This is a genomic window from Cellulomonas sp. Root137, from assembly GCF_001426725.1.
Taxonomy (GTDB): Bacteria; Actinomycetota; Actinomycetes; order Actinomycetales; family Cellulomonadaceae; genus Cellulomonas.
In genome coordinates, this window is the sequence record NZ_LMFG01000001.1 from 114,098 (window position 1) to 138,639 (window position 24,542).

The following is a 24,542-nucleotide window of genomic DNA, read 5'->3' on the forward strand; positions in this document are numbered from 1 at the left end:
CCCATCCCTCGGGACGGCGCTGCTCTGGCCCTGGGACGCGCGACAGGTGCAGAGTGTGCCGGTGGCACACACCAGCAGGGCCGTCGTCGCGATCGCGTACGGCGGGCCGGACGTCCTCCGACTCATCGACGTCTCCCCCGGCGACCCCGGTCCCGGCAACGTGCTCGTCGAGGTCAAGGCCGCCGGGGTCAACCCGACGGACTGGAAGGGCTACGCGGGCGCCTACGGCACCGACCCCTCCAAGCTCCCCATGCGGCTGGGCTACGAGGTGTCCGGCGTGGTCAGCGCCGTCGGGCCGTCGGTCCGCTGGCTGTCCCCGGGCGACGAGGTCATCGCGTGGCGCGTGCGCGGCGGCTACGCGGACCGGATCATCGTGTCCGAGCAGGTCACGGTCCGCCGGCCGCCGGCCCTCGACTGGCCCGCCGCGTCCGGGCTGCTGCTGGCGGGAGCGACGGCCGTGCACACCCTCAGCGCGACCGGCACCCGCGACGGCGACGTGGTGCTCGTGCACGGCGGGTCCGGCGGTGTCGGCCGCATGGTCGTCCAGCTGGCGATCCTGCGCGGCGCCCAGGTGATCGCGACCGCGTCCCCGTGGCACCACGACGACCTCAAGGCGCTGGGTGCGACGCCCGTCGCGTACGGCGAGGGCCTGCTCGACCGGGTGCACGAGGTCGCGCGACACGTCGGGCCCGTGACGGTGGCGATCGACTGCGTGGGGACCGACGAGGCCCTGGACACGTCGGTCGCGGTGGTCGCTGACCGGCAGCGGGTGGCGACGATCGCGGGCTTCGGCCGCGCGGCCGACCTGGGCATCAAGGCGCTCGGCGGCGGTGCCGGCGCGGACCCGGGCACCGCGGTGCGCGAGGCCGCCCGTGCGCAGCTGGCGGAGCTGGCCGCCGACGGCACGCTCGACGTCCGGGTGGCGAAGACCTACCCGCTCTCGGAGGTCGCGCAGGCCCACCGGGACGGCATGGCGGGCCACTCGGCGGGCAAGCTCGTGCTGGTGCCCTAGACCAGGCTCAGCACGGTTCAGAACGGCAGCGGCGGCGGCGCGTCCGTGATCTCGCGGCGGTGGTGGTCGTCGAGCTCGCGCAGACCGGCGCTGGTGGCCTCGAGCACGTCGAGCGGGACACGGACCCGGATCCGGATCGCCTGGACCCCGTTGTCCCGTGCGGGCAGGGGGTTCTGGTGGAGCGCTCCCACCACCGGGAGCAGCTCGGTCTGGGCGTCCGACGACTGTGTCACGCCGGGGACGGTACCCGGACATCAGACCGGACGCCACCCCCGATTTCGGACACCCCGCTGACCTGGCCTCGAGCGCGCCGGTGGTCAGGCGACATCGATCTCCGCGGCCAGCGCGCGGAGCTCGTCCAGCACCCTCCGGACCACCAGGCGCTCGGCGCGGTCCCGGCGCAGCAGCGCGTCGATCCGCCGCCCCGCCCGGACGCCGGCGAGCGGCACGAGCCGCACGTGCGCCCCGCCGCCGAACGTGTACCGGGGCAGCAGCGACACCCCGTGCCCCGCCGCGACCAGGGCCTCGACCACGTGGAAGTCGTTCACCCGGTGCAGGATGCGCGGTGCCGCACCGGACTGTGCGCCGAGCGCACCGAGCACGCCCGCGACCGGGAAGCCCTCGCGCACGGCGATCCAGGACAGGCCCCGCAGGTCCTCCGGGCGGACCTCCGCGCGGTCGGCCAGCGGGTGGTCGAGCGGGACGGCGAGGTCGAGCGGCTCGCGCAGCAGCGGCACGACCAGGACGCCCTGAGCAGCCCACCCGGCGCCGTCGTCGGGCCGGTGCGCCACCACCACGTCCATCCGGTCGGTGAGCGCCACGAAGTCGTCCTGCGCCACGTCCTCGTCGGTGCACTCGAGGGTGATCCCGTCGATCGACGCCACCCGCGTCAGCAGTGCCGGCAGCAACAGCTGCGCGCCGCTCTGGAACGCCGACACCCGCACCACGCCCTGCGGTCGCGCCACGAACTCGTCGCACGCGGCCCGAGCCCGTTCCAGGGCGACCGCGACGTCGACCGCGGCCGCCGCGAGCGCCTCCCCCGCGGACGTGAGCCGCACCCCACGCCCCACGCGCTCGGTGAGCGGCACGCCGACCTCGCGCTGCAGGAGCGCCACCTGCTGCGAGACCGCCGACGGGGTCACGTGCAGGACGGCCGCGGCGGCCGTGACCCCGCCCTGGGTGCCCACCGCCCGGAGCGTCTCGAGCCCTCGTGGATCCATGTAGCGACGCTACATCGTGACGTCAGTTCTTTTCGCTGGTGCTGCACGGTGTTCTGCCCGCATGCTCGGTCCATGCCCGCCCGCGACCGCCTCCTCGCCGCCCTCGTCGCGGTGTGCTGGGGCCTGAACTTCCCCGCGATCCACCTCTCGCTGGAGCAGTTCCCCCCGTTCTTCCTGGTCGCGCTCCGGTTCGCCCTCATCGCCGTGCCGACCCTCCTGCTGGTCCCCCGGCCGACCGCGCCCTGGCGGTGGATCGGCCTGTACGGCCTCGGGTTCGGGGTCCTGCAGTTCGTGTTCCTCTACCTGGCCATGTCGAGCGGCATGCCGACCGGGCTGGCGTCGCTGGTGCTGCAGTCGTCGGCGCCGTTCACCGTGGTGCTCGCGGGGGTGTTCCTGCGCGAGCGGATCACCGCGCGGCAGGGCGTCGGCATCCTGCTCGCGGTGGCCGGCCTGGGCGGGATCGCCGCGCACCGGGCCGGGCTCGACGGTGGCGCGACGCTGGTCCCCGTGCTGCTCACCCTGTGCGGCGGCCTGGGCTGGGCGGTCGGCAACCTGGGCAACCGCCGCGCCGTGCAGGCGCAGCCGGGCGAGCCGTTCCGGCTCATGCTCTGGATGTCCGTCGTGCCGCCGCTGCCCCTGCTCGCGCTCTCCCTGGTCGTCGAGGGACCGGAGCGGATCGCCGACTCGTTCCAGGGCCTGGGGAGCACCCAGGGGCTGCTCGCGCTCGCCGGGCTGCTCTTCACGGTCGTGGTGGCGACACTGGTCGGCTCCGGGCTGTGGACCACGCTCATGGGCCGGCACCCGTCCAGCACGGTGGCGCCGTTCTCGATGCTGGTGCCCGTCGTGGGCATCGGCGCGTCCTGGCTCCTCCTGCGCGAGCGCACGTCGGTCGCCGAGCTGGCCTGGGGCGCCCTCGTGATCGCCGGGGTGCTGCTGGGCAGCACCCGACGGCGTCAGACCACCAGCGCCGTGGCGATCGCGGCGACACCCTCGCCGCGGCCGGTGAGCCCCAGCCCGTCGGTCGTGGTGGCCGAGACGCTCACGGGCGCCCCCGCGGCCGCCGACAACGCCGCCTCGGCCTCCGCCCGCCGCTGACCGACCTTGGGCCGGTTCCCGATCACCTGGACCGTGACGTTGCCGATGGTGAACCCCGCCTCGCGCACGCGCCGTGCGGCCTCGGCCAACAGGACCGCGCCGGCAGCACCCGCCCACTCGGGCTCCGACGTGCCGAAGTTCGACCCGAGGTCCCCCAGGCCGGCGGCGGACAGCAGGGCGTCCGCGGCGGCGTGCGCGGCGACGTCGGCGTCGGAGTGCCCCGCCAGGGGCCGCTCCCCGGGCCAGGACAGCCCCGCGAGGTGCAGGACGGCGTCCGGAGCCGGATCGGGGTCGTAAGCGTGCACGTCGACGCCGATCCCGGTGCGGGGCAGGGTGCTCACTCGGCGCTCTCCGTCGGCAGGGCGGCGATCGCGAGATCCCGCGCGGTGGTGATCTTGGCCGCGCGCTCGTCGCCGGCGACGACCCAGACGGGCTCGCCCAGCTGCTCGACCAGGCCGGCGTCGTCGGAGGCGGCCAGGGCCTCGTCGTGCGCGTGCGCGGCACCCGACGCGTGGGCCCGCAGCAGCAGCTCCCGGGTGAACCCCTGCGGCGTCTGGATGGCGCGCAGCTCGGCGCGCGGGACGGTCTCGAGCACCGGCTCGACGAGGACGCCGCGGTGCGGGGCGACGCGCTTGATGGTGTCCGTGACCAGCAGCCCGGGAACCACCGCAGGATGACCGTCGCGCACGGCCTCGATCACCCGCTCGACCAGGGACGCGGGCGCGAGCGGTCGCGCGGCGTCGTGCACGAGCACCACGTCCACGTCGGCCCCGCGGGGGTCCGCGACGAGAGCCGCGAGTCCGGCGGCGACGGACGCCTGCCGGGTGGCGCCGCCGGCGACGACCAGCAGCGTGACCTCGTCGCCCAGCGCGCTCAGCTCCCGCTCGATGGCGGCGAGGTGGAAGGCGGGCGCGGTGACCACCAGCACCCGGACGCGATCGTCGCCCGCCGCGCGCGCTGCCAGCAGGTTGCGGGCAGCGTGCGCGACGAGCGACTGACCCTCCAGAGGCACCAGTGCCTTCGGGAGGGGATGACCGAGCCTGCTGCCGCTCCCGGCGGCAGTCAGGACTGCAGCGACGCTCACCTGTGTGGCGGCGTCAGGACGCGAGGACCTCGTCGAGGATCGCTTCGGCCTTCTCCTCTTCGGTGTGCTCGGCGAGTGCGAGCTCCGACACGAGGATCTGGCGGGCCTTGGCGAGCATGCGCTTCTCGCCCGCAGACAGGCCGCGGTCGGCGTCCCGGCGCGAGAGGTCGCGCACGACCTCCGCCACCTTGATGACGTCGCCCGACGCGAGCTTCTCGAGGTTCGCCTTGTAACGACGCGACCAGTTGGTCGGCTCCTCGGTGTACGGCGCCCGGAGGACCTCGAACACCTTGTCGAGACCTTCCTGACCCACTACGTCACGCACGCCCACCAGATCGACGTTCTCAGCCGGGACCTCGATGGTGAGATCTCCCTGAGCGACCTTGAGCTTGAGGTAGAGCTTGTCCTCTCCGCGGATGGTCCTGGTCTTGATCTCTTCGATCAATGCCGCACCGTGGTGCGGGTAGACAACGGTCTCCCCAACAGTGAAAGTCATCTGCAGGTGTCCCCTTTCGCAGAGGGGTATCTTATCACGCCGTTTTTCGCCTTTTGCCGCGTGATTACGGCCATCCGCGCAGGTCAAGCGCCCATCGCCGGAGACCGACGACGACCGCCGTCCCGGTGCCCCGCAGCCGGGCGGACCCCCGTGCGGCGGCTAGGCTTGCCCCCGGACGGACAACCCGTCGATCGCCCGCAGTGCCCGACGCCCCGAGGAGTCATCGTGACCTCGCCCCGCCCCCGCACCCTCCGGGTTGCCGCCCTCACCACCGGCCTCGCCGTCGCAGGGCTCGTGCTCGCCGGCTGCTCCGCGACCAACCCGATGACCACCGAGGACCAGTACTCCGCCTCCGACGGCGTCCGCGTGACGCTCGGCGACGTGCGCGTGTCGAACCTCCTGGTGCTCTCCGCGGCCGAGGGCGACGTCGGCTCCGCGCAGGGCGGGCTGATCAACGAGAGCAACGAGGACCGCTCGGTCACGCTCGCCGTCGGCGACGAGGAGACGACCGTCGAGCTCGGTCCCAACGAGACCGTGCTGCTCGGTACCGGGCGCGAGTCCGAGGACGGGTTCGCCGAGGTGACGTTCCCCGCCGTGGACGTCCCGCCGGGCGGCCTGGTGGAGGTGACCGTGTCCACGCCCGAGGCCGGCTCGATCGTCGTCGAGGTCCCCGTGCTCGACGGCACCCTCCCCGAGTACGCCTCCGCGGTGCCCACCGCCTCGAGCTGACCGGACGACAGGAGGGGCCGTCGGCGAACCGACGGCCCCTTCTGCATGCCTGCGGGGTGCTCAGCCGAAGCGGCCCGAGATGTAGTCCTCCGTGGCCTGCACGCGCGGCGAGGAGAAGATCGTCGACGTCTCGTCGATCTCCACCAGCCGGCCCGGCTCCCCGGTCGCCGCGAGGTTGAAGAACGCCGTCCGGTCCGAGACGCGGGCGGCCTGCTGCATGTTGTGCGTGACGATCACGATCGTGTAGTCCGACTTGAGCTCGGCGATGAGGTCCTCGATCGCCAGCGTGGAGATCGGGTCGAGGGCCGAGCACGGCTCGTCCATGAGGAGCACCTGCGGCTTCACGGCGATCGCGCGCGCGATGCACAGGCGCTGCTGCTGGCCGCCCGACAGGCCGGACCCGGGGCGGTTCAGCCGGTCCTTCACCTCGTTCCAGAGGTTCGCGTGGCGCAGGGACTGCTCCACCACGTCGTCCGCGTCGCTCTTGGAGATGCGCTTGTTGTTGAGCTTGATGCCGGCCAGCACGTTCTCGGCGATCGACATCGTCGGGAACGGGTTGGGGCGCTGGAACACCATGCCCACCTGGCGGCGGACCGCGACGGGGTCGATGTCGGAGCCGTACAGGTCCACGCCGTCCATCGCGACGCTGCCCTGCACGTGCGCGCCGGGGATGACCTCGTGCATGCGGTTCAGCGTCCGCAGGAAGGTCGACTTCCCGCAGCCGGACGGGCCGATGAAGGCGGTGACCGAGCGAGGCTCGACCGACATCTCCACGTCGGCCACGGCCTTGAACTCGCCGTAGAAGATGTTCAGGTCCTTGACGTCGATGCGCTGTGCCATGGAAGTGTCTTTCAGCCGAGGTTCTTGGGGGCGAAGAAGCGGGTGATCAGGCGGCCGACCAGGTTCAGCAGCATGACGATGAGGATCAGCGTCAGCGCCGCGGCCCAGGCCCGGTCGTAGTTGATGGTCGCGATGCAGTCGGTGGCGCCGGGCGTGCAGGGCACCAGACCCTGCGAGTACTGCCGGTACACGTAGACCGGGAGCGTCATCATCCGGCCCTCGAACAGGTTGAAGTTGATCGAGTCGATGACGCCGACGGTGATGAGCAGCGGTGCGGTCTCGCCGATGATGCGCGCGATAGCGAGCGTGATCCCGGTGCCGATCCCCGCGATCGAGGTGCGCAGGACCACCTTGATGACGACGAGCCAGCGGGGCACGCCGAGGGCCAGGGCCGCCTCGCGCAGCTCGTTGGGCACCAGGCGCAGCATCTCCTCGCAGGAGCGCACCACCACCGGGATCATCAGCACGCTCAGGGCCACCGAGCCGACGGCACCCATCCGGATGCCGGGGCCGAGGATCACCGCGAACAGCGCGTAGGCGAACAGGCCCGCGACGATCGACGGGATGCCGGTCATCACGTCGACGAAGAACGTCACCCACCGCGCCAGCTGTCCGCGCCCGTACTCGACGAGGTAGATGGCGGCGAGCAGTCCGATCGGCACGGAGATGAGCGTCGCGAAGAGCGTGATCTCCAGGGTGCCGATGATCGCGTGGTAGATGCCACCGGCGTCCATGCCGCCGAACACCCCGCGCATCGAGTGCGTGAGGAAGTACATGTTGAAGCGCTCGATGCCGTTGACCAGCACGGTCCAGGAGACCGAGACCAGCGGGAGCATCGCGATCACGAACGCCCCGATGATCAGCACGCGCATGATGCGGTCGGTGCGGTGGCGGCGCGGGTCGACCTGCCGGAGCAGGGTCCTCAGCTCGCTGTTGTCCACGGTAGGGGCGGTCATCAGTTCGCTCCCGAGAAGTCCTTGCGGCGCGCGACGATCGCGCGGGCGGCCATGTTGACGATCAGGGTGATGACGAACAGCGCGAGACCCGTGGCGATCAGGGCCGAGACGCCCAGCGGGTTGGCCTCGGGGAACTGGGCGGCGATGTTGGCCGCGATCGTCTGCTGCTGACCCGCCTCGAGCAGGTGGAACGAGTAGAGGAACCCGGGAGACAGGATCATGAGCACGGCCATGGTCTCGCCGAGCGCACGGCCCAGACCGAGCATGGCGGCGGACACGATGCCCGAGCGGGCGAAGGGCAGGACGGCGACCCGGATCATCTCCCACCGGGTGGCGCCGAGTGCGAGCGCGGCCTCCTCGTGCAGGCGCGGGGTCTGCAGGAACACCTCGCGGCTGACCGCGGTGATGATCGGCAGGATCATCACGGCGAGCACGATGCCGACGGTCATGAGCACACGGGCGGTCGGCGAGACCGTGCCCCCGAAGATCGGGATGAAGCCGAGGTACTCGTTGAGCCACGCCCAGATCGGCTTGACCATCGGGGCCAGCACCAGGCCGCCCCACAGGCCGTAGACGACCGACGGGATGGCGGCGAGCAGGTCGACCAGGTAGCCCAGGCCCGACGCCAGCCGGCGCGGTGCGTAGTGCGAGGTGAACAGCGCGATGCCCAGCGCGATCGGGGTCGCGATCACCAGGGCGAGCGCCGCGGCGAGGATCGTGCCGAAGATCAGCGGGCCGACGAAGTCGAGGAGCGACGTGGCGTCGCCCATCCAGGAGACCTTCTCGGTCAGCTCCGCGGCCGGCGTGGCCAGCGCGGGCCAGGCGCGCAGCACCAGGAACGCGGCGACCGCCACGAGGACCAGGAGGATGAGCGCTCCCGCTGCCGTCGCGGTCCACCGGAACAGCCGGCTGGCGCCCCGGTCGACCACGCGGGTACGACGACGCCGCACGGGCGCCGGCGCGAGCGTCGGGCTCTGCGTCGGCGTCGGCGGGCTCTGGGTGCTGGTCACTTCTCTCCTGCGTCTCGTCGTGGGTCGTGCGTCCGCCGGTGGCGGGCCCGTCTCCCCCCGGGACGGGCCCGCCACCGGCGGGGTCGTGCGTCAGGCGTCAGGCCGCCGCGGTGATCGCGTCGATCGCGGCCTGGACGTCCGTGCGGAGCGCGTCGGACAGCGGCGCGGAACCCGCGGCCTCCTCGGCGGCGGCCTGGCCCTCGGCGCTCACGACGTAGCTGAGGAAGCCCTTGACCAGGTCGGCCTTCTCAGCGGTGTCGTACTGGAGGCACGCCACGCCGTACGAGATGAGGATCAGCGGGTAGGCGCCCGCCTGCGTCGTCTCGCGGTCGATCTTGATGACGATGTCGTGCTCGGCACGCTCGTCGTCGCGCGGGGAGGCGTCGACCGCGGCGGCCGCACCCTCCTCGGACGGGGCCACCCACTCCTCGCCGACCTTGATGCTGGCCACGCCGAGCGTGCCGACCGCCGAGTTGTCCGCGTACGCGATGGTGCCGTCCGCGCCCTGGACCGCCTGGATGACGCCCGAGGTGCCCTGCGCCGACTCACCGGTCTGGAACGGCCAGTTGCCGTCGGCCTCGTACGTCCACGCGCCACCGGAGGCCTTGGCCAGGTAGTCGGTGAAGTTCTTCGTGGTGCCCGACTCGTCGGAGCGGTGCACGGGCGTGATCGCCGTGGCCGGGAGCGTGGCGTCGGGGTTCTCCGCCGCGATCTCGGGCGCGTCCCACGTGGTGATCTTGTTGTCGAAGATCCCCGCGATGGTGGCGGCCGACAGGTTGAGCTCGGTGACGCCCTCGAGGTTGAAGACGACCGCGATCGGGCTGATGTACTGCGGCAGGTCGATGGCCTCGGTGGTGCAGATCGCCTTCGCCGACTCCAGCTCCTCGGCGCTCAGCGCCGAGTCCGAGCCGGCGAAGTCGACGGACCCGTCGAGGAACTGCGTGCGACCGCCGCCGGAGCCGACGGGGTCGTAGTTGATGTTGACGTCAGGGTTCGCGCTCTGGAAGCCGGCGCGCCAGGCGTCCATCGCCTTCTCCTGCGACGTGGCGCCGGCGCCGTTCAGGTCACCGCTGAGCTCAGAGGTCTGCGCGGGGGCGTCCGTGGTGTCGCCGGACCCGGTCGGGTCGTCCGATCCGCAGGCCGCGAGGGAGAGGGCGAGGGCGCCTGTGAGGGCGATCGCGCCGATCCGGCCGTGGAGGGAGAGCTTCACTGTGTTCCGTCCTGTCGATCAGGTGCGCACCGATGTGTGCGCGGCGAGGCTGACGGTAGGAAGCCCACGTGACCAGGTGGGCGGCTGCGGGTGAACCCCAGGTGAACGATGGCGGTACAGCACGACGCCCCGCGCACCGGGTCGGTGGGCGGGGCGTCGGTCGGCGCAGGGGCTGCTACTCGTCGTCGGTGAGCTTGTAGCCCAGGCCGCGGACCGTGAGCAGCAGCGTCGGGTTGGCCGGGTCGACCTCGATCTTGGCGCGGACGCGCTTCACGTGGACGTCGAGCGTCTTGGTGTCGCCGACGTAGTCCGAGCCCCAGATCCGGTCGATCAGCTGCCCGCGGGTGAGCACGCGCCCGGCGTTGCGGAGCAGCAGCTCCAGCAGCTCGAACTCCTTGAGCGGGAAGGCGACCGCCTCGTCGCGCACGCGGACGGTGTGCCGCTCGACGTCCATCCGCACCGGTCCCGCCACCAGCAGGTCGTCGTCGTCCACCTCCGGTGCAGCCGGGGCGCCGGCGGTGACGACCGCCTCCCGGCGGCGCAGCACCGCGCGGACGCGGGCCAGCAGCTCGCGCGACGAGTACGGCTTGGTGACGTAGTCGTCGGCGCCCAGCTCCAGGCCGACCACCTTGTCGATCTCGTCGTCCTTGGCCGTGAGCATGATGACCGGCACGTCGCTGACCAGCCGCAACCGGCGGCAGACCTCCGTGCCGGGCAGCCCGGGGAGCATGAGGTCGAGGAGCACCAGGTCGGCACCGAACTCGTCGAACCGGGCCAGCGCCTCGGGTCCGGTCGCGGCGGTGACGACGTCGAAGCCCTCGCGCTCCAGCTGGTACGTCAACGGGTCCCGGTAGGACTCCTCGTCCTCGACGAGCAGGATCCGGGTCATGACGCGGTCCGGCGCACGTGCGCTCCTTCGATGGTGACGGGCAGACCGGGCAGCTCGGCGACGGGCGCGGTGGGCTCCTCCGCGCGCGGCAGCCGCAGAGTGAACGTGGACCCGCGGCCGGGCTGCGACCACACGGTCACCTCTCCCCCGTGGTCCGCGGCGACGTGTTTGACGATCGACAGGCCCAGCCCGGTGCCGCCGGTGTCCCGCGAGCGGGCGGGGTCCACGCGGTAGAACCGCTCGAACACCCGCTCCTGCTCGGCCGGGTTGATGCCGATGCCCTCGTCGACCACCGCGATCTCCACGAGCTCGCCGTGGGTGCGGACACCGACGCCGACGTGCGACGCCTCGCCGGAGTACGCCACCGCGTTGTCCAGCAGGTTGCGCACCGCGGTGACCAGCAGGTCGCGCTGGCCCAGCACCCGCGTGCCGCGCTCCCCGCCGATGTCGAGCCGCACCTTCTTGGCCTCCGCGGTGGTGCGGGCGCGGTCGACGGCCTCCGAGAGGACCCCGTCCACGTCGACAAGCCCCACCTGGCCGAGCGCGCCGGCCACCTGCAGCCGGGACAGCTCGATGATCTCGTGCACCAGCGCGGACAGCCGGGTGGCCTCGGCCTGCATGCGACCGGCGAACCGGCGCACGGCCTCGGGGTCGTCGGCGGCGTCCTGCACCGTCTCGGCGAGGAGCGCCAGCGCGCCGACGGGCGTCTTCAGCTCGTGGGACACGTTGACGACGAAGTCGCGCCGGATCGCCTCGAGCCGCCGCGCCTGCGTCAGGTCCTCCGCCAGCACCACCAGGTGCTCGGAACTCACCTGCGCCACGCGCACCTGGACCAGCAGGACTCCGGGTCCGACCGGCCCGCGGGGCACCTCGAGCACCTCGTCGCGGATCACGCCGTCGCGGCGCACCAGGGCGATGAGGTCGCGGATCGCCGCCGGGGCGACGCGCCCGTCGCGCACGATGCCCAGGGCGTGGGCCGGCGCGCTGGCACGCACCACCTGGTCGGCGTCGTCGAGCACCACGGCCGCCGACCGCAGCACGGCGAGCATGCGCACGAGCCCGTCGTCGAGCGTGGGCTCCGGCCGCGGCGGCAGTGCACGCTGTGTCCGCTCGCTCCAGCGGAACGCCAGGGTCGCCCAGACCCCCGTCAGCAGGCCGAGCCCGCCGGCGAGGAGGAGCAGCAGCCCGTCGATCCCGTCCACGGCACTCACCCTAGGACGCGCCGGAGCGTGCAACACGCCGATGCCGCCACCCGGAGCCCGCCCGCCGTGGAGCGTTCACCGGCCGTTCACTCAGCCGAAGGTCTCCAGCAGCAGCGACCGCTCGGCCTCCGTGAGGTTGGTGGCCACGAGCGTGCTGTGCAGGCCGTGCAGCCGCTCACCCAGACGGTCCATGTCCGCGTTCTCCGTCACCGCGCACAGCAGCGACGTGCCCTCCGTGATCTGCGCACGGATGCTCTCCAGCTGGGCGTCGTCGATGCCCACCGCGGCGACCGCCTTGCTGATCCCCCCGACGGCGGCACCCACCGCGGCGCCGAGGAGCGGCACGAAGAACAGTCCGCCGAACAGCAGCCCCCAGAACGCCCCCCACCCCGTGCCGCGGAGCTTGTCGTCGTGGGAGTGGTGCATCGAGGGCTTCGCGTCACCCTGGGGCCAGCTGATCACCGCGTGGTCGACGATCCGCACCAGACCGTCGGTCTGCGCTGCCTTCAGTGCGTCGACGGCCTTGGCGGCTCCGTCGGCGGTGTCAAACTTCCAGGCCGTGAACGTCGTCATCGTCGTACCTCTCCTGTCGTGCGGGCTTCTAGCGGTTGGCGCGCGCGACCTCGTCGCCGTGCACCGTCAGCGCCCAGAGGATGAAGAAGTCCAGGGCGATGGCGATGAGCGACCACCACGGGGTGATCGGCAGCGACACGAACTGCGCGAGCAGGTTGAGGATCACCAGCACGATCGCCGTGACGCGCGCCCAGCCGGTGCCGGAGAAGAGCGCGAACCCGACGAGCAGCAGCAGGGCGCCCAGGACCAGGTGCACCCAGCCCCACGTCGAGACGTCCACGACGGCGATCCCGTCCGGCGTCCAGGAGACGACCGTCTTCGGGGAGAACGCCGCGACGGCCCCCGCGATGATGTTGAAGAGCCCCGAGACGAGGATCGCGAACGCCGCGAACCACACCCAGCCGACCCATGCCGTCACCCGCTGCGCCATCTGTCGTCCCTCCGTCGACCCCGTCGCCGTCCCTGGTGGCCGGCGCGTCGGAGCCCCTTCCGCCATGCTGGCCCAGGTGGGGGTGTCGCTGCCTCACCCGATTCGCATGAGGTGCCGGGGGCGTGTGCACAACGGCCGTCGTCCGTTCACCTGGAGGCGCCCGTCCGTTCACCTGCCGATGTCAGCCTGTCGCTGCGCGCGGCACCTGCCGTGGCGGCACGAGAGGGAGCACATGCGGGACATCTTCGACGCCGAGCTGCACCAGCTGGGCGAGGACCTGGCGGCGATGAGCGGCCGGGTCGAGCAGGCCATCACCAACGCCGGCATCGCGCTGCTCACGGCCGACCTGGCGCTCGCGGAGTCCGTGATCGCCGACGACCTGGCCATCGACGCCATCGAGCGCGACCTCGACGAGCGCTGCGTCCTGCTCCTCGCGCAGCAGCAGCCGGTCGCCACCGACCTGCGGATCGTCGTCTCCGCACTGCGCATGAGCGCGTCGCTGGAGCGCATGGGCGACCTGGCCCGGCACGTCGCGCAGGTGGCCCGCGGCCGGTACCCCCGGCACGCCGTGCCGCAGGCGCTGTCCGGCACGTTCGCGGAGATGCACGACGCCGCGGTGCGCGTGGCCCGGCGCACCACCACGCTGCTGAACAGCCGCGAGATCCAGCTGGCCGAGAGCATCGAGCAGGACGACGACCTCCTCGACGAGCTGCACGAGGACACGTTCGCAGCGCTGCTCGGCGGCTCCTGGGTCGGCACCACGCAGGAGACCGTCGACGTCACGCTGCTGGGCCGGTACTACGAGCGGTTCGGCGACCACGGCGTCTCGGTCGCCCGCCGGGTGACCTACCTGGTGACGGGCGTCGGCCGCCCGGAGCTGGACCGCACCGCCGGCTGACTGCGGCTCAGGTCGACGCCGAGAACGGCAGCTCCCCCGCGGGAGCTGCCGTTCTCACGTTCCGCGCGCCGTCGGTAGCGTGGCGCCATGGCGGAGCGGGAGCTCGGGTGGGGCGACGACGACGTCGCCGTCGCCCGCGAGCGGCTCGGCGACGTGGTCGCCCAGCTGCCCGAGACGGTCACCGAGGTCGACGTGTACGGCAACACCGGGTTCTTCACGCGCGGCCGCAGGTTCGCCTGGATCCTGCCCGACCACCACGCCGACGGCCGGCTCGCCCTCTGGTGCAAGGCGGACCGGCACGAGCAGCAGGCGATCGTGGCGCGCGATCCCGCCCGGTACTTCGTCGCCCCCTACATGGGTCGGTTCGGGTGGGTCGGCGCGCACCTCGACGCGGCGCACGACCCCGACTGGGACACCCTCGCCGAGCTGGTCGAGCAGGCGTGGCGGTCCTCGGCGACGAAGGCGGCGATCGCGAGCTTCGACGCGCGCTGACTTCCGGGCGAACGCAGCAACGTCCGCACTCGAACGGGGTGGAACCCTGTCGAGTGCGGACGTCGATGGGTGTGCCGAGGGTCAGCGACCCTGGTTGGCCACGGCCTTGATGGCCTCCGCGGCGGCCTCCGGGTCGAGGTACGTGCCGCCCGGGTTGGTGGGCTTCAGCGTCTCCTCGTCGAGCGTGTAGAGCAGCGGGATGCCGGTCGGGATGTTGATCCCGGCGATCGTGCTGCTGTCCACGTCGTCCAGGTGCTTGACCAGGGCGCGGATCGAGTTGCCGTGGGCCGCGACCAGCACGACCTTGCGGGCCTGCAGGTCGGGGACGATGTCCGACTCCCAGTACGGCAGCGCGCGAACGAGGACCTGCTCGAGCGCCTCGGCGCGCGGGATCGGCTCGCCGGCGTAGCGCGGGTCGGCGTCCTGCGAGAACTCCGAGCCCAGCTCGATGTCCGGCGGCGGGAAGTCGTAGGACCGGCGCCAGAGCATGAACTGCTCCTCGCCGTACTCCTCGAGCGTCTGCTTCTTGTCCTTGCCCTGCAGGGCGCCGTAGTGCCGCTCGTTCAGGCGCCAGGAGCGCTTGACGGGGATCCAGTGGCGGTCGGCGGCGTCGAGGGCCAGGTTGGCCGTGGTGATGGCCCGGCGCAGCAGCGACGTGTGCACGACGTCGGGCAGCACGCCCGCGTCGGTGAGCAGCGTCCCGCCGCGGACGGCCTCCGCGGTGCCCTTCTCCGACAGCGGCACGTCGACCCAGCCGGTGAACAGGTTCTTCGCATTCCACTCGCTCTCGCCGTGGCGGAGCAGCACGAGGGTGTAGGTCATGGGCCCATCCTGCCGCAGGCGCCCCGAGGCGGCCTGGGACGTCCGACCCTCAGACGCGGGACGCCCGGACCTCGCCGGCCACCGAGTAGACCTTGAGCATCTGGTCCGCGGTGGTCTCCCAGCCGAACCGCTCGGCCACCTGACGGGCACCGACGGCGTACCGCGCGCGGTCCTCGGTGGAGTGCAGCACGTCCGAGATCACATCGGCCCAGACCGCCGGGTCGTGCCCGCGGACCAGCCGGCCGGACACGTCGTGGTCGACGATCGTGCGCAGCCCGCCGACGCACGCGGCGATGACCGGCACGCCGCTGGCCTGCGCCTCGGCGGCGACGAGACCGAACGACTCGCTGCGCGACGGCATCGCGACCACGTCGGCCGCGTGGTACCAGCGCGCGAGCGTGTCGCGGTCGGCGGGCGGGTGCACGACGACGTCGTCGGCCACCCCCGTCATGGCCGCGAGCGCCTGGAGCTCCCGCACCGCGCTGGAGCGACCGGACGGTCCCCCGAGCACGACGAGGAGCGGGACGGGCCGGCCGGTCTCGCGCAGGACGCCGAGCGCACTGACCAGCACGTCGGGGGCCTTGAGCGCCTGCACCCGCCCCGCGAACAGGACGATCTGGCGGTCCGCCGGCAGGCCGAGCTCGCGGCGGGCCGTCGCCTGGTCGCCCGGCACGAACCGGTCCAGGTCCACGCCCGGCTCCACCACGTGCACGCGGTCGGGGTCGGCGCCGTACAGCTCGACCAGCTCCTCCGCCTCGACCGGCGTGCTGGCCACCAGCGCGTCCGCCTCGGCGGCGAGCTGCTCCTCCCCGACCACCCGCGCGGTCGGCTCCGGGGTGTCGCCGGGAGCCAGGGACGCGTTCTTCACGCGCGCGAGGGTGTGCGCGGTGTGCACCAGCGGCACCTCCCAGCGGTCCGCGGCGACCTGGCCGACCTGCCCGGACAGCCAGTAGTGGGAGTGCACGACGTCGTACCAGCCGGGCCGGCGGGCGGCCTCCCAGCGCAGGACCCCGGCGGCCATCCCGCACAGGACGCCCGGCAGGTCGTTCTTGTCGAGCCGCTCGAACGGGCCCGCGGGCACGTGGTGCACCAGGATCGGCGGCGTCACGCCGGGGCCGACCTCGTCGGCGAGCAGGACGGTACGGGCGGCGTCGCCGACGAGGGGGCGACCGAGCGCGTCGGCGCCGGGCAGGAGCACGGTCTCGGCCTGGTCCGAGGACGTGGCGCGCGTGAAGATCTCGACGCGGGCACCCCGGGCGGCCAGCGCACGGGACAGCTCGAGCACGTAGACGTTCATCCCGCCGGCGTCACCGGTCCCGGGCTGCTCGAGCGGAGACGTGTGCACCGAGAGCATGGCGACGCGCGGGGCGTGCTCGAGGGTCACGGGCGCTCCTGTCGGGGGACGGGTCTGCACCCATTCTCACGCACGGAGCCCGACCTCACCTCACGGCTGGGCGGTGACCTCTGCCGCATGCGCGCCCGACGAGCGACGCGAGTTGAGCTTCGAGCGCAGGTTGCTGAACCCGCTCGGCGGCTTGTAGTCGCCGCGGATCGGGAAGATGTTCCCGTCCGGGAGGAAGCCGCCCGCCGTCGAGGGGTAGAACGCGAGCTCGGGCCACAGGGTGACGATCTCCTTGAGCCGGGCACCGCGGGCGAACGCGGCGGCCAGCTGCGGGTCGTTGCCCGTGTAGGTCAGCGTGAAGTCGTGGTCCTGCACGACGGTCTCACCGGTCGGCACCTCGCCCCGACGCGGGGTCCAGCCCCACGGGCTCTGGGGCTCCTGGTGGTTCCGGTCCGGACCGACCCGGTAGATGTCAAAGCCGTTGCGCATCGCGGGACCTCCTCGTTCGTCGTCGACGAGGAGGGATCGACAGGTACCGGCAGGTGCTGAAGGACTTTGGTCCGTTGTCACCCTTTAGGGCGTCACCTCACCACCAGAAGGTGCGGGGAGCCGATCCACGGCAGGTAGGTCGGGTCGCCGCCGTAGGTGACCAGGACGAGCGAGGTCCGGGTCCCGATGGGCAGCGTCACCACCGCGGTGCCGCGTGCGTCCAGGGTGGCGGTGCCCTTGCGGGAGCCGTTGACCCAGACGTCGACCGACCCGGTCGGGGTGACCCCCGCGACACCGGCCACCTGGACATGCACCTGCTTGGGGTCGGACCGGCGCACGGTCCAGTCGGTGCCGTCCGTGCGGACCGTGGGCAGGGCCCGGGTCACCCGCAGCGTCGCGGCCGCCGACGTCGAACCGGTCACCGGCGGGTCGGCCGCCGGGGCGCCCCCGTACACGGCCGTGATCGCGTGCCGACCGGTGCTGAGGTCCGCGGGGAGCCGGACCGTCGCGGTGCCGTCCGCCGCCAGCGGCATGGTGGCCACCGAGGTGCCGTCCACGAGCACCTGCACGGACCCGGTCGGCGAGCCGCCGGGAGCACGCACCGTCACCCGGGCGGTCACCGGGTTGCCGAAGACCTTCACGGACGACGAGAGCGACAGGCTCGTGGTCGACGCGACGGGCGGGGCGGTCGAGACGCCGAGGACGTCGGCCAGGAGGTCGACCGCGCCGCTCGCCTGGCCGGACATCAGGGCGTGCTCGGCGTCGGCGGTCGTGGCGGCGTCGTCCGGACCGGAGGCCTCCTGGGCGAGGTCGCGCACGAGCGAGACCACGATCCCTGCCGCGGTGGCGGTGTCACGGTCGGTGCCGTTCAGCTCCTCCGCCGCGGCGAACAGCAGCCGGACCGCCTGCCCCGTGCGAGCCGGGTCGAGTGCCGACCCGTCCCAGATCGGCGCGTCGAGCACGGCCTGGACGGCGTCCTGCGCGTCGCCCGCGGGCAGGGTGGCCACGAGCGCGGTCAGCCGGTCGCGCTGCGCGTCCGTGCGCAGGCCCCAGCCGTACGGGTACAGCGGCGCGTAGACGTCGTCGCCGACGTTGACGGGCACCTGGTCGGCAGTGGCGGGCCAGCTGACGGGGAGGCGGCCGGTGAACGGCCGGGTGCCGAACAGGACGTCCGCGACGCCCGCGCCCTCGGTGCCCGGAAGCCACGAGGCCACCAGGGCGTCGATGGCGCCGAGCTGGTCCGTGACCAGCTGCGGGCGGCCCGACACGACGAGCACCACGCACGGCAGCGCCCCGCAGACCGTGTCGATCGCGGTGCGGTCCGCCGCGCTCAGGGTCAGGGACTTGCCGTTGTTGCCGACGTCGCCCTGCCCCTCGGCGTAGGGCGTCTCGCCGACGACGACGACACCCACCTGCGCGTCCCCGACCGGCGCCGAGGCGTCCTTCGAGTACGTCACGGCCGGGTCTGCCGCCTGGATGCCCTCGAGGACCGACGTGCCCGGCGTGATGTCGCCCGAGCCGCCCTGCCAGGAGATGGTCCAGCCGCCCGACTGGTTGCCCAGGTCGTCGGCGTTGGAGCCGGCCACGTACACCGCGGTGTCGGCGGCCAGGGGCAGCAGGTCGTCCGCGTTCTTGAGCAGCACCTGCGACTTCGCAGCCGCCTCGCGGGCCACCGCCCGGTGCGCAGCGGACCCGACCTCGCCGGCCAGCGACCGGTCGGCGAACGGGGCGTCGAACAGCCCGAGCGCGAACTTCTGGGTGAGGATCCGCCGGACGGCGTCGTCGACCCGCTCCTGCGACACGTCCCCGGAGCCCACCTTGGCGGTGATCGCGGTGATGAACGCGCCGAAGTTGTACGGCGCCATCGCCATGTCGAGGCCGGAGTTCACCGAACGTGCGGCCTTGTCGGCGTAGGTGCCGCCGGGCAGCTTGTCGATGCCCTCCCAGTCGCTGATGAGGAAGCCGTCGAAGTCGAGCTCGTCCTTGAGGAGGTCGGTGTTCAGCGCCCCGTACTCGTGCATCCGGATCGGGTCCGCGCCCGCGACCGAGACCGCCGAGTACGAGGGCATGATCGAGCCGACCCCCGCCTCGATGGCCGGCACGTACGGGTCGACGTGCAGTCGCCGCAGGGCGTCGAGGCTGTCGACGTGCGTGATGCCCTGGTCGATCGGGTAGCCGGTGCCCGCAAGCGCTGGGTCGTAGGTGGTGCCGCCGTCACCGACCCAGTGCTTGGCGGTCGCCAGCACCTTGTCGGGACCCGACAGGTCGCTCGGGTCGGCGCCCTGGAGCCCGACGACCGCCGGACCTGCCATCGCCGCGACGAGCGCCGGGTCCTCACCGAACGACTCGTAGCTGCGGCCCCAGCGCTCGTCGCGCGTCACGCACAGGCACGACGCGAACGTCCACGGCACGCCGGTGGCCCGCACCTCCTGGGCGGTGGTCCGCTCGACCTGCTCGACCAGGTCCGCGTCGCGCGCGGCTCCCAGCCCGGAGTTGTGCGGGAAGATCGTCGCGCCCACCACGTTGTTGTGCCCGTGCACGGCGTCGACGCCGTAGATCAGCGGGATCTGCAACCGCGTGGACAGCGCCTGGCGCTGGAACCCGTCCACCATGTCCGCCCAGCCGGCCGGCGTGTTCTGCGTCGGGACGGACCCGCCGCCGGACAGGACCGAGCCCAGGCCGAGGTCGGCGATCTGCGCGGGCGACTGCAGGCCCAGCCGCTCGGCCTGGGTCATCTGGCCGATCTTCTCCGCGAGCGTCATCCGGCCCAGCAGGTCCTCGACCCGGTCAGCCGTGCTCGCGCTCGGGTCGAGATAGGTGGCGCCGACCGCGTTGAGGACGATCCTCGGGCTGGTGCCGACGACCGCTCCCGTGGCCGTCAGGTCGACCGCCAGGGTGCGCGCGTCGTCGGTGGCGGCGGTCGCGTGGGTGACCACGTCGATCGTCTGCGTCGCGCCCGTGGCGGTGCCCGCGGGGAACGTGAGGGTGCCGCTGAAGGCGTCGTAGTGCGTGCCGGCCACCGCGGTGCCGGCGCCGTTCGCGTACTCGACGGTGACGTCCGCGGCGAGCGGCTGGCCGTCGGTCGTCGTCAGGGTCACCGGGACCTGCGCGGTCGCGCCGGGGTCGACGAGGACGACGTCCTGGCTGGTGATCGTCGCCGTCGGCGCGGGGACCGCCGAGCCGTAGAGCTGGACGTCGTCGACCGCCCAGGAGACCGCCGTGGCCGTGCCCGGCACCATGGTCAGCGCGTAGCCCCACGCAGACGTCAGGTCGAGCGTGCCGTTGCGGGTGGCCGCGTCGCCGGGCTGGTAGCCACCCAGGGTGAACGCCGAGAACGGCAGGTCGACGATCTTCCAGCGGCTGCCGTCGCTGGACCAGTTGTCCTTGAACGTGGCCGCCCAGAGCTCCGAGTGCTCGCCGTCCGGGCCGCCGTCCTTGAGCTCGACCTTGATGTCGTCGCCGGCGGTCGGGCTGGCGGGGCGCGTCGGCTGCGAGGCGTACCAGGCCAGCCGGATCCCGCGGAACGAGCTCCAGTCCTGGCCGGCGGCGAGGTTCTGGCTGAAGCCGCCCCAGCCGCCCGACGGGATCAGGTAGTCGCCGGACAGCACGTGGTTGCCGGCCGGGGCACCGTCGCGCTCCTGCTCGGTGACGCCCAGGCTCACCAGGTCGGGGGCGGAGCCCCAGGTGAAGATGCCGACCGTGGTGCCGGGCGCCGCCAGCGGGACCTCGCCCTCGGCGTCCTCGATCATGCTCACCCGGTCGTACAGGCCGAGGTCGTCGAACGTCCACGCGCCCGCACCCAGATCGGTCAGGGTCACCGCGAAGCCGGTGCTCGCCGTCGGGTCGAAGCGGGCGTCGGAGGCCGGGTTGCCCTTGAGCCGCAGCTGCGAGAACGCCACGCTGACCTGGCGCCAGCCCGCGGTGTCGTCGGTGACCGAGCGCTCGAACAGCTGGCCGTTGCTCTTCAGCTCGTACCGGAGCTGGCCGCCGCCGCCGGTGCCCAGGAACCAGAACGTGAAGCCGTCGTGCGCGGACCAGTCGGTGGCGGCGATGTCGTGCGTGAACCCGAACCAGTCGCCCGCGGCGGGGGTGCCGCCCACGGTGGCGATCAGGCCGTTGCCGCCGCGGTCGACCGGGCCGGTGCTCAGGACCGGGGTCACCGGCGCGCTGATGCCCCACGTGGTGTACCCGGCGGGGACGCCGGACTCGTAGTCGTCGAGCACGGTGACGCCGCCGACGTCCGGCAGCTCGCCGTGCGGGGTGATGGTGACGGTGCTCGTCGTGCGACCGCCCAGGACCAGGCCCGCGGACGGCTCGGACAGCGTCAGCTCGACCGTGCGCACCTGCCCGAGCGGGCCGTGGTCCACCGTCGGCACGGTGACGCTCGCCTCGGTGGTGCCGGCCGGGAAGGTCAGGGTCTGGTCGACCGCGGTGTAGTCGGTGCCGGCCACGCCGGTGCCGCCGGTGGACTGCACGCGGACCGTGGTGTCGGTGGCGGCGGCGACCGCGAGGATGACCGGGACGACCGCGTCGGTGCCCGCCGGGACGGTGGTGCCGGACCGGGCGAAGGCCGCGGCGACCTGCGTCGGCGTGCCGTACACCTCGAGCGAGAACAGCGAGTAGCCGTACCAGTGCGGGCGGGCGGGATCCCAGTCGAAGCTGGTCCGCTGGGTCATGTGCACGCGCACGTACCGCGCGGCGGTGGCCGTGAAGGTCAGGTCATCGGTGCCGCCGTCGCCCGCCGCCTCGGTGTGCACGGCCGCCCACGACGCCGGGTCCTCGGGTGCGGTCGTCGCCACCTGGACCTCGTACCCCGCGGCGAACGCGGCCTCCCACGCCAGGACGACATGGTCGACGGACGCCTCCGCGCCCAGGTCCACCTGGACCCACTGGGTGAACGGCACGTCCTCGTCCGGGCCGTTGCCGCTGGCCCAGCGGGTGGCCGGGTCGCCGTCGATCGCCGCGTCCGGCGGGAACGTGCCGTCCTGGTCCGACTGGAACTGCGACGCCGTGGCCGTGCCGGTGCGCGCCAGGTCACCCGGTGCCGCGGCCGCCGGCGAGGCGAGCGCGACGAGGGTCAGCGGGACGACGAGCGCCAGGGCGGCAAGGCTCGCGGGGACGGGGTTCAGACGGTCGGCACGGCGCACGGTCACTCCCTCGTGACGTGGCCGGGCTCCGTTGCGCAGCCACTTCCGGCCGCGTCCGGTCAGGGCGTCGTTGCCCTTCCGTCACGGTCGGCTGCCGCCAGACAACCACAGTCACTTACAGGGCGGTAAGTCGAGAAGATCACGATTCGATAACGGGCTTTTCGGAGGTTCCCGGCAGAACGCAGGACGGGGCCGGCAGGGCCGCCGTCGCGACGACGGAGCCGTCGGGAGCGAGCGTGGCCAGACCGTCGGACACCTGCTGCGCGACGACCGTCCAGCCGTCGACGACCTCGAAGTGCCGCGGCCACGCCCCCGGGACCGGGTCGCCGGCCGCGGGCTCGAGCAGCCCGTCCGCGCGGATCGCGAAGCGCGTCAGCACGTCGGCCGTCCGCACACCGACCAGCAGCCTGTCGCCGTCGCGGACCACGTGCGAGGGCAGCCGGCGCTCCGCTGCCTGGACCGTCGTGGCCGGCAGCGACTGCACGAGCGTGCCCCTGCCCGACTCCCACGCGAGCACCCGGACGGTCACGTCGAGCTCACCGACCACGTACGCGAACCGCCCGTCCGCGCTGAACGTCAGGTGTCTCGGGCCGGTGCCGGCGGGGAGCGCGGCCGCGATCCCGTCCTCGACCAGGTGGCCGTCGACGCGGCGGTACCGGCGGATCTCGTCGGTACCCAGGTCGGACACCAGCACGAACGCGCCGCCGGGGTCGAGCGCGACGAAGTGGGCGTGCGGCGACTCCTGCCGGTCCTCGTCGGGACCCGCGCCGGCGTGCCCGAACACCTGGTCCGGGCCGAGCGCGCTGAAGCCCCCGTCCGCGTCGAGCGGCAGGACGCCGAGCGTGCCGGACGTGTAGTTGGCGACGAACAGGGTGCGGCCGTCCGCGTCGAGGAGCAGGTGGCACGGGTCCGCGCCGCCCGACGGGACCGTGGCCCGGTGCACGAGGGCGTCGCCGACGACGTCGAACGCGCTGACCGTGCCGTCCGCCTGCTCGTTCGCGGCGTACAGGACGGTGCCGCGCAGGGCGAGGAAGCTGGGCGAGGGCGTCTCGACGACCTGACGCGCATCGCTCAGCGCACCCGTGGCGGGGTCGAGGTCGACGCGCCAGATCCCCTCCCCCTGCCCGACGGGTGTACCCGCACCGGCGACGGGATAGGTGCCGATCCACAGGGGTGTCTGCTGCGCGCTCACGGTCAGGGAGCCTACGTCGCGGGACGTCCGAGGAAGCGAGCGCCAGAACGACCAGACGCTCGGACGCTGCGGATCTACAGTCGGTGCAGGAGGTCCGCACTCCGTCGGGCACCAAGGCGCACGAGTGCGGACGTAGCGGGTGGCACTCGCCGTACGTCCGCAGTCCGTCGCGTTCCAGGGCGCACGAGTGCGGACGTTGCGGATCAGGACTGGGAGCGGAGCCACTCCGCCGGGTCGGCCAGCACCCGGGCCAGGGCTGCGAGGGCGCCGCCGGTCATGGCCGGGTACTGGCCGGCGCGGGCGGGCGAGACGGTCAGCGGGGACCAGGGCGCGAAGATCACGAGCTCGTCGAGGCGCGCGGACACCTCGTCGTGCACGTGGTCGAACAGCTGGCCGAAGGTGCCGCCGAGCACCACCTCGCCGACGTCGACCACGTTGGCCACCGACGCGAGCGCGACGCCGAGCGCACGGGCGGCCTGCGCCACCGCGGCCGTCGCACGGGGGTCCCCGGTCGCCAGCGCGTCGAGCAGCACGTCCAGCCCGGCGGTCGACGGCAGGCCCGCGGCGCGCAGCATGGCGTCCTGGCCGGCGAGCGCCTCGAGGCTGCCGTCGGAGGCTCGCGGACCGCGGAACGCGTCGACGACGATGTGCCCGATCTCGCCGCTCCAGCCGTGCCGGCCGGGGAAGATCTCGCCGTCCAGCACGATCGCGCCACCGATGCCGACCTCACCGGAGACGTACGCGAAGCTGGGCGACCCGCGGCGGGCGTGGGCCTCGGCGCGGGCCGCGAGGTTGGCCTCGTTGGCCACCCGCGGCGGGAACGCGTGCAGCGCGGGGTGCGCGGACACCACCCCGACGACGTCGACGTCCCGCCAGCCGAGGTTGGGGGCGACCCGCAGCGGGCCGGTGACGCGGTCGACCAGGCCGGGGAGGGCGAGGGCGGTGCCGGCGACGCGCACACCCGCCGACCGCAACCCCTCGATCACGGGTTCCGCGAGCGCGGCGAGCCGGTCCAGCACGTCGGCGGCATCGGCCCCCCGCAGGTCGTCGAGCTCGACGTGCTCGGCCAGCACGTCGCCCGCCAGGTCGAGGGCGCGGACGCCCAGGTAGTCGACGTTGACCTCCATGCCGACGCCGGCGACGGTTGCCCGCGCGGGGGCGAGCGGGACGGCGGGGCGGCCGGCGCGCTGGGTCTGCGTCGGATCGAGCTCGCGGACCAGACGCGCCTCGATGAGGTGGTCGACCAGCCCCGAGACGGTGGCGCGCGCGAGGTCCTCCGACGCGGCGAGCTGGGCCCGGGACAGCGGCTCGGCGGCGTCGACGATCCCCCGCAGGACGACCCCGAGGTTCTGGTCCCGCATCTGCGCCTGGCGGGCCACGCGCGACGGGTCGCGGGGCTCGGGCGTCGGCATGG

General features: G+C 73.1%; 23 protein-coding genes and 1 pseudogene. 5 read left to right on the plus strand and 19 right to left on the minus strand.

Features of this window, described 5'->3' with window-relative positions:
* Positions 1 to 61 precede the first annotated feature (61 nt).
* Positions 62 to 1,012, plus strand: a complete 951-nt coding sequence (locus ASD18_RS00545) for an NADP-dependent oxidoreductase (RefSeq protein ID WP_056091262.1) — start codon at positions 62 to 64, stop codon at positions 1,010 to 1,012.
* Positions 1,013 to 1,029: 17 nt separating this feature from the next.
* Here ASD18_RS00545 and ASD18_RS00550 read toward each other — a convergent pair whose 3' ends face one another.
* Together ASD18_RS00550 and ASD18_RS00555 are read right to left on the minus strand one after the other, a co-directional pair.
* The gene (locus tag ASD18_RS00550; RefSeq protein ID WP_056085719.1) at positions 1,030 to 1,245 is read right to left on the minus strand and encodes a hypothetical protein; all 216 of its coding nucleotides are present in this window, start codon (positions 1,243 to 1,245) and stop codon (positions 1,030 to 1,032) included.
* 84 nt (positions 1,246 to 1,329) lie between these two features.
* On the minus strand, positions 1,330 to 2,232 hold the full coding sequence (locus ASD18_RS00555) for a LysR family transcriptional regulator (RefSeq protein ID WP_056085720.1): 903 nt from the start codon (positions 2,230 to 2,232) through the stop codon (positions 1,330 to 1,332).
* 72 nt (positions 2,233 to 2,304) lie between these two features.
* Here ASD18_RS00555 and ASD18_RS00560 point away from each other — a divergent pair.
* Positions 2,305 to 3,156: pseudogene (locus ASD18_RS00560) on the plus strand (EamA family transporter); the annotation flags it as partial.
* Between the two features lie 29 nt (positions 3,157 to 3,185).
* Here ASD18_RS00560 and ispF read toward each other — a convergent pair.
* From ispF to ASD18_RS00570, 3 genes are read right to left on the minus strand one after another with little or no spacing between them, the layout of a single operon-like run.
* Complete coding sequence (gene ispF, locus ASD18_RS20605; protein WP_082573401.1) at positions 3,186 to 3,668, minus strand: 2-C-methyl-D-erythritol 2,4-cyclodiphosphate synthase; 483 nt, start codon at positions 3,666 to 3,668, stop codon at positions 3,186 to 3,188.
* Positions 3,665 to 4,411: a 2-C-methyl-D-erythritol 4-phosphate cytidylyltransferase gene (ispD, locus tag ASD18_RS00565; RefSeq protein ID WP_056085722.1), complete on the minus strand. Its 747-nt coding sequence runs from the start codon at positions 4,409 to 4,411 to the stop codon at positions 3,665 to 3,667. The genes ispF and ispD overlap by 4 nt, the downstream gene beginning before the upstream one ends.
* Before the next feature lie 13 nt (positions 4,412 to 4,424).
* A complete protein-coding gene (locus ASD18_RS00570; RefSeq protein ID WP_055916922.1) occupies positions 4,425 to 4,907 on the minus strand; it encodes a CarD family transcriptional regulator in 483 nt (160 codons plus the stop codon).
* Positions 4,908 to 5,132: 225 nt separating this feature from the next.
* Between ASD18_RS00570 and ASD18_RS00575 the strand changes: the two genes are divergently transcribed.
* Complete coding sequence (locus ASD18_RS00575) at positions 5,133 to 5,636, plus strand: hypothetical protein (protein ID WP_056085723.1); 504 nt, start codon at positions 5,133 to 5,135, stop codon at positions 5,634 to 5,636.
* A 60-nt stretch (positions 5,637 to 5,696) separates the two neighbouring features.
* Here ASD18_RS00575 and pstB read toward each other — a convergent pair whose 3' ends face one another.
* The 8 genes from pstB to ASD18_RS00615 form a co-directional block, all read right to left on the minus strand.
* Positions 5,697 to 6,476, minus strand: a complete 780-nt coding sequence (gene pstB / locus ASD18_RS00580; RefSeq protein ID WP_056085724.1) for a phosphate ABC transporter ATP-binding protein PstB — start codon at positions 6,474 to 6,476, stop codon at positions 5,697 to 5,699.
* A gap of 11 nt (positions 6,477 to 6,487) precedes the next feature.
* Positions 6,488 to 7,432: a phosphate ABC transporter permease PstA gene (gene pstA, locus ASD18_RS00585; protein WP_056085725.1), complete on the minus strand. Its 945-nt coding sequence runs from the start codon at positions 7,430 to 7,432 to the stop codon at positions 6,488 to 6,490.
* Entirely contained in the window at positions 7,432 to 8,442 is a 1,011-nt protein-coding gene (gene pstC / locus ASD18_RS00590; RefSeq protein ID WP_056085726.1) for a phosphate ABC transporter permease subunit PstC, read from the minus strand. The genes pstA and pstC overlap by 1 nt, the downstream gene beginning before the upstream one ends.
* Before the next feature lie 97 nt (positions 8,443 to 8,539).
* A complete protein-coding gene (gene pstS / locus ASD18_RS00595; RefSeq protein ID WP_056085727.1) occupies positions 8,540 to 9,652 on the minus strand; it encodes a phosphate ABC transporter substrate-binding protein PstS in 1,113 nt (370 codons plus the stop codon).
* Positions 9,653 to 9,827: 175 nt separating this feature from the next.
* Positions 9,828 to 10,541, minus strand: a complete 714-nt coding sequence (locus ASD18_RS00600) for a response regulator transcription factor (protein ID WP_056085728.1) — start codon at positions 10,539 to 10,541, stop codon at positions 9,828 to 9,830.
* The gene (locus ASD18_RS00605; protein WP_056085729.1) at positions 10,538 to 11,743 is read right to left on the minus strand and encodes a cell wall metabolism sensor histidine kinase WalK; all 1,206 of its coding nucleotides are present in this window, start codon (positions 11,741 to 11,743) and stop codon (positions 10,538 to 10,540) included. The genes ASD18_RS00600 and ASD18_RS00605 overlap by 4 nt, the downstream gene beginning before the upstream one ends.
* 90 nt (positions 11,744 to 11,833) lie before the next feature.
* On the minus strand, positions 11,834 to 12,316 hold the full coding sequence (locus ASD18_RS00610) for a DUF1269 domain-containing protein (RefSeq protein ID WP_056085730.1): 483 nt from the start codon (positions 12,314 to 12,316) through the stop codon (positions 11,834 to 11,836).
* 28 nt (positions 12,317 to 12,344) lie between these two features.
* Positions 12,345 to 12,746, minus strand: a complete 402-nt coding sequence (locus ASD18_RS00615) for a hypothetical protein (protein WP_056085731.1) — start codon at positions 12,744 to 12,746, stop codon at positions 12,345 to 12,347.
* Positions 12,747 to 12,978: 232 nt separating this feature from the next.
* Between ASD18_RS00615 and phoU the strand changes: the two genes are divergently transcribed.
* Together phoU and ASD18_RS00625 are read left to right on the plus strand one after the other, a co-directional pair.
* A complete protein-coding gene (gene phoU / locus ASD18_RS00620) occupies positions 12,979 to 13,644 on the plus strand; it encodes a phosphate signaling complex protein PhoU (RefSeq protein WP_056085732.1) in 666 nt (221 codons plus the stop codon).
* 87 nt (positions 13,645 to 13,731) lie between these two features.
* Positions 13,732 to 14,136: an MmcQ/YjbR family DNA-binding protein gene (locus ASD18_RS00625; RefSeq protein ID WP_056085733.1), complete on the plus strand. Its 405-nt coding sequence runs from the start codon at positions 13,732 to 13,734 to the stop codon at positions 14,134 to 14,136.
* Positions 14,137 to 14,217: 81 nt separating this feature from the next.
* Here ASD18_RS00625 and ASD18_RS00630 read toward each other — a convergent pair whose 3' ends face one another.
* The 6 genes from ASD18_RS00630 to ASD18_RS00655 all read right to left on the minus strand — a co-directional run bounded on the left by ASD18_RS00630 (position 14,218) and on the right by ASD18_RS00655 (position 24,540).
* Complete coding sequence (locus ASD18_RS00630) at positions 14,218 to 14,958, minus strand: phosphoglyceromutase (RefSeq protein ID WP_056085734.1); 741 nt, start codon at positions 14,956 to 14,958, stop codon at positions 14,218 to 14,220.
* A gap of 49 nt (positions 14,959 to 15,007) precedes the next feature.
* Positions 15,008 to 16,342: a glycosyltransferase gene (locus ASD18_RS00635; RefSeq protein WP_056085735.1), complete on the minus strand. Its 1,335-nt coding sequence runs from the start codon at positions 16,340 to 16,342 to the stop codon at positions 15,008 to 15,010.
* A 60-nt stretch (positions 16,343 to 16,402) separates the two neighbouring features.
* Positions 16,403 to 16,789 carry a hypothetical protein gene (locus tag ASD18_RS00640; RefSeq protein WP_056085736.1) on the minus strand — a complete coding sequence of 129 codons (387 nt, stop codon included), beginning with the start codon at positions 16,787 to 16,789 and terminating at the stop codon, positions 16,403 to 16,405.
* A gap of 92 nt (positions 16,790 to 16,881) precedes the next feature.
* Positions 16,882 to 21,936 carry a glycoside hydrolase family 3 N-terminal domain-containing protein gene (locus ASD18_RS00645; RefSeq protein ID WP_156387821.1) on the minus strand — a complete coding sequence of 1,685 codons (5,055 nt, stop codon included), beginning with the start codon at positions 21,934 to 21,936 and terminating at the stop codon, positions 16,882 to 16,884.
* A gap of 139 nt (positions 21,937 to 22,075) precedes the next feature.
* Positions 22,076 to 23,128 carry a lactonase family protein gene (locus ASD18_RS00650; protein WP_056085738.1) on the minus strand — a complete coding sequence of 351 codons (1,053 nt, stop codon included), beginning with the start codon at positions 23,126 to 23,128 and terminating at the stop codon, positions 22,076 to 22,078.
* Between the two features lie 203 nt (positions 23,129 to 23,331).
* Positions 23,332 to 24,540, minus strand: coding sequence for an ROK family protein (locus tag ASD18_RS00655; RefSeq protein WP_056085739.1), 1,209 nt, complete (start codon positions 24,538 to 24,540; stop codon positions 23,332 to 23,334).
* Positions 24,541 to 24,542 lie beyond the last annotated feature (2 nt).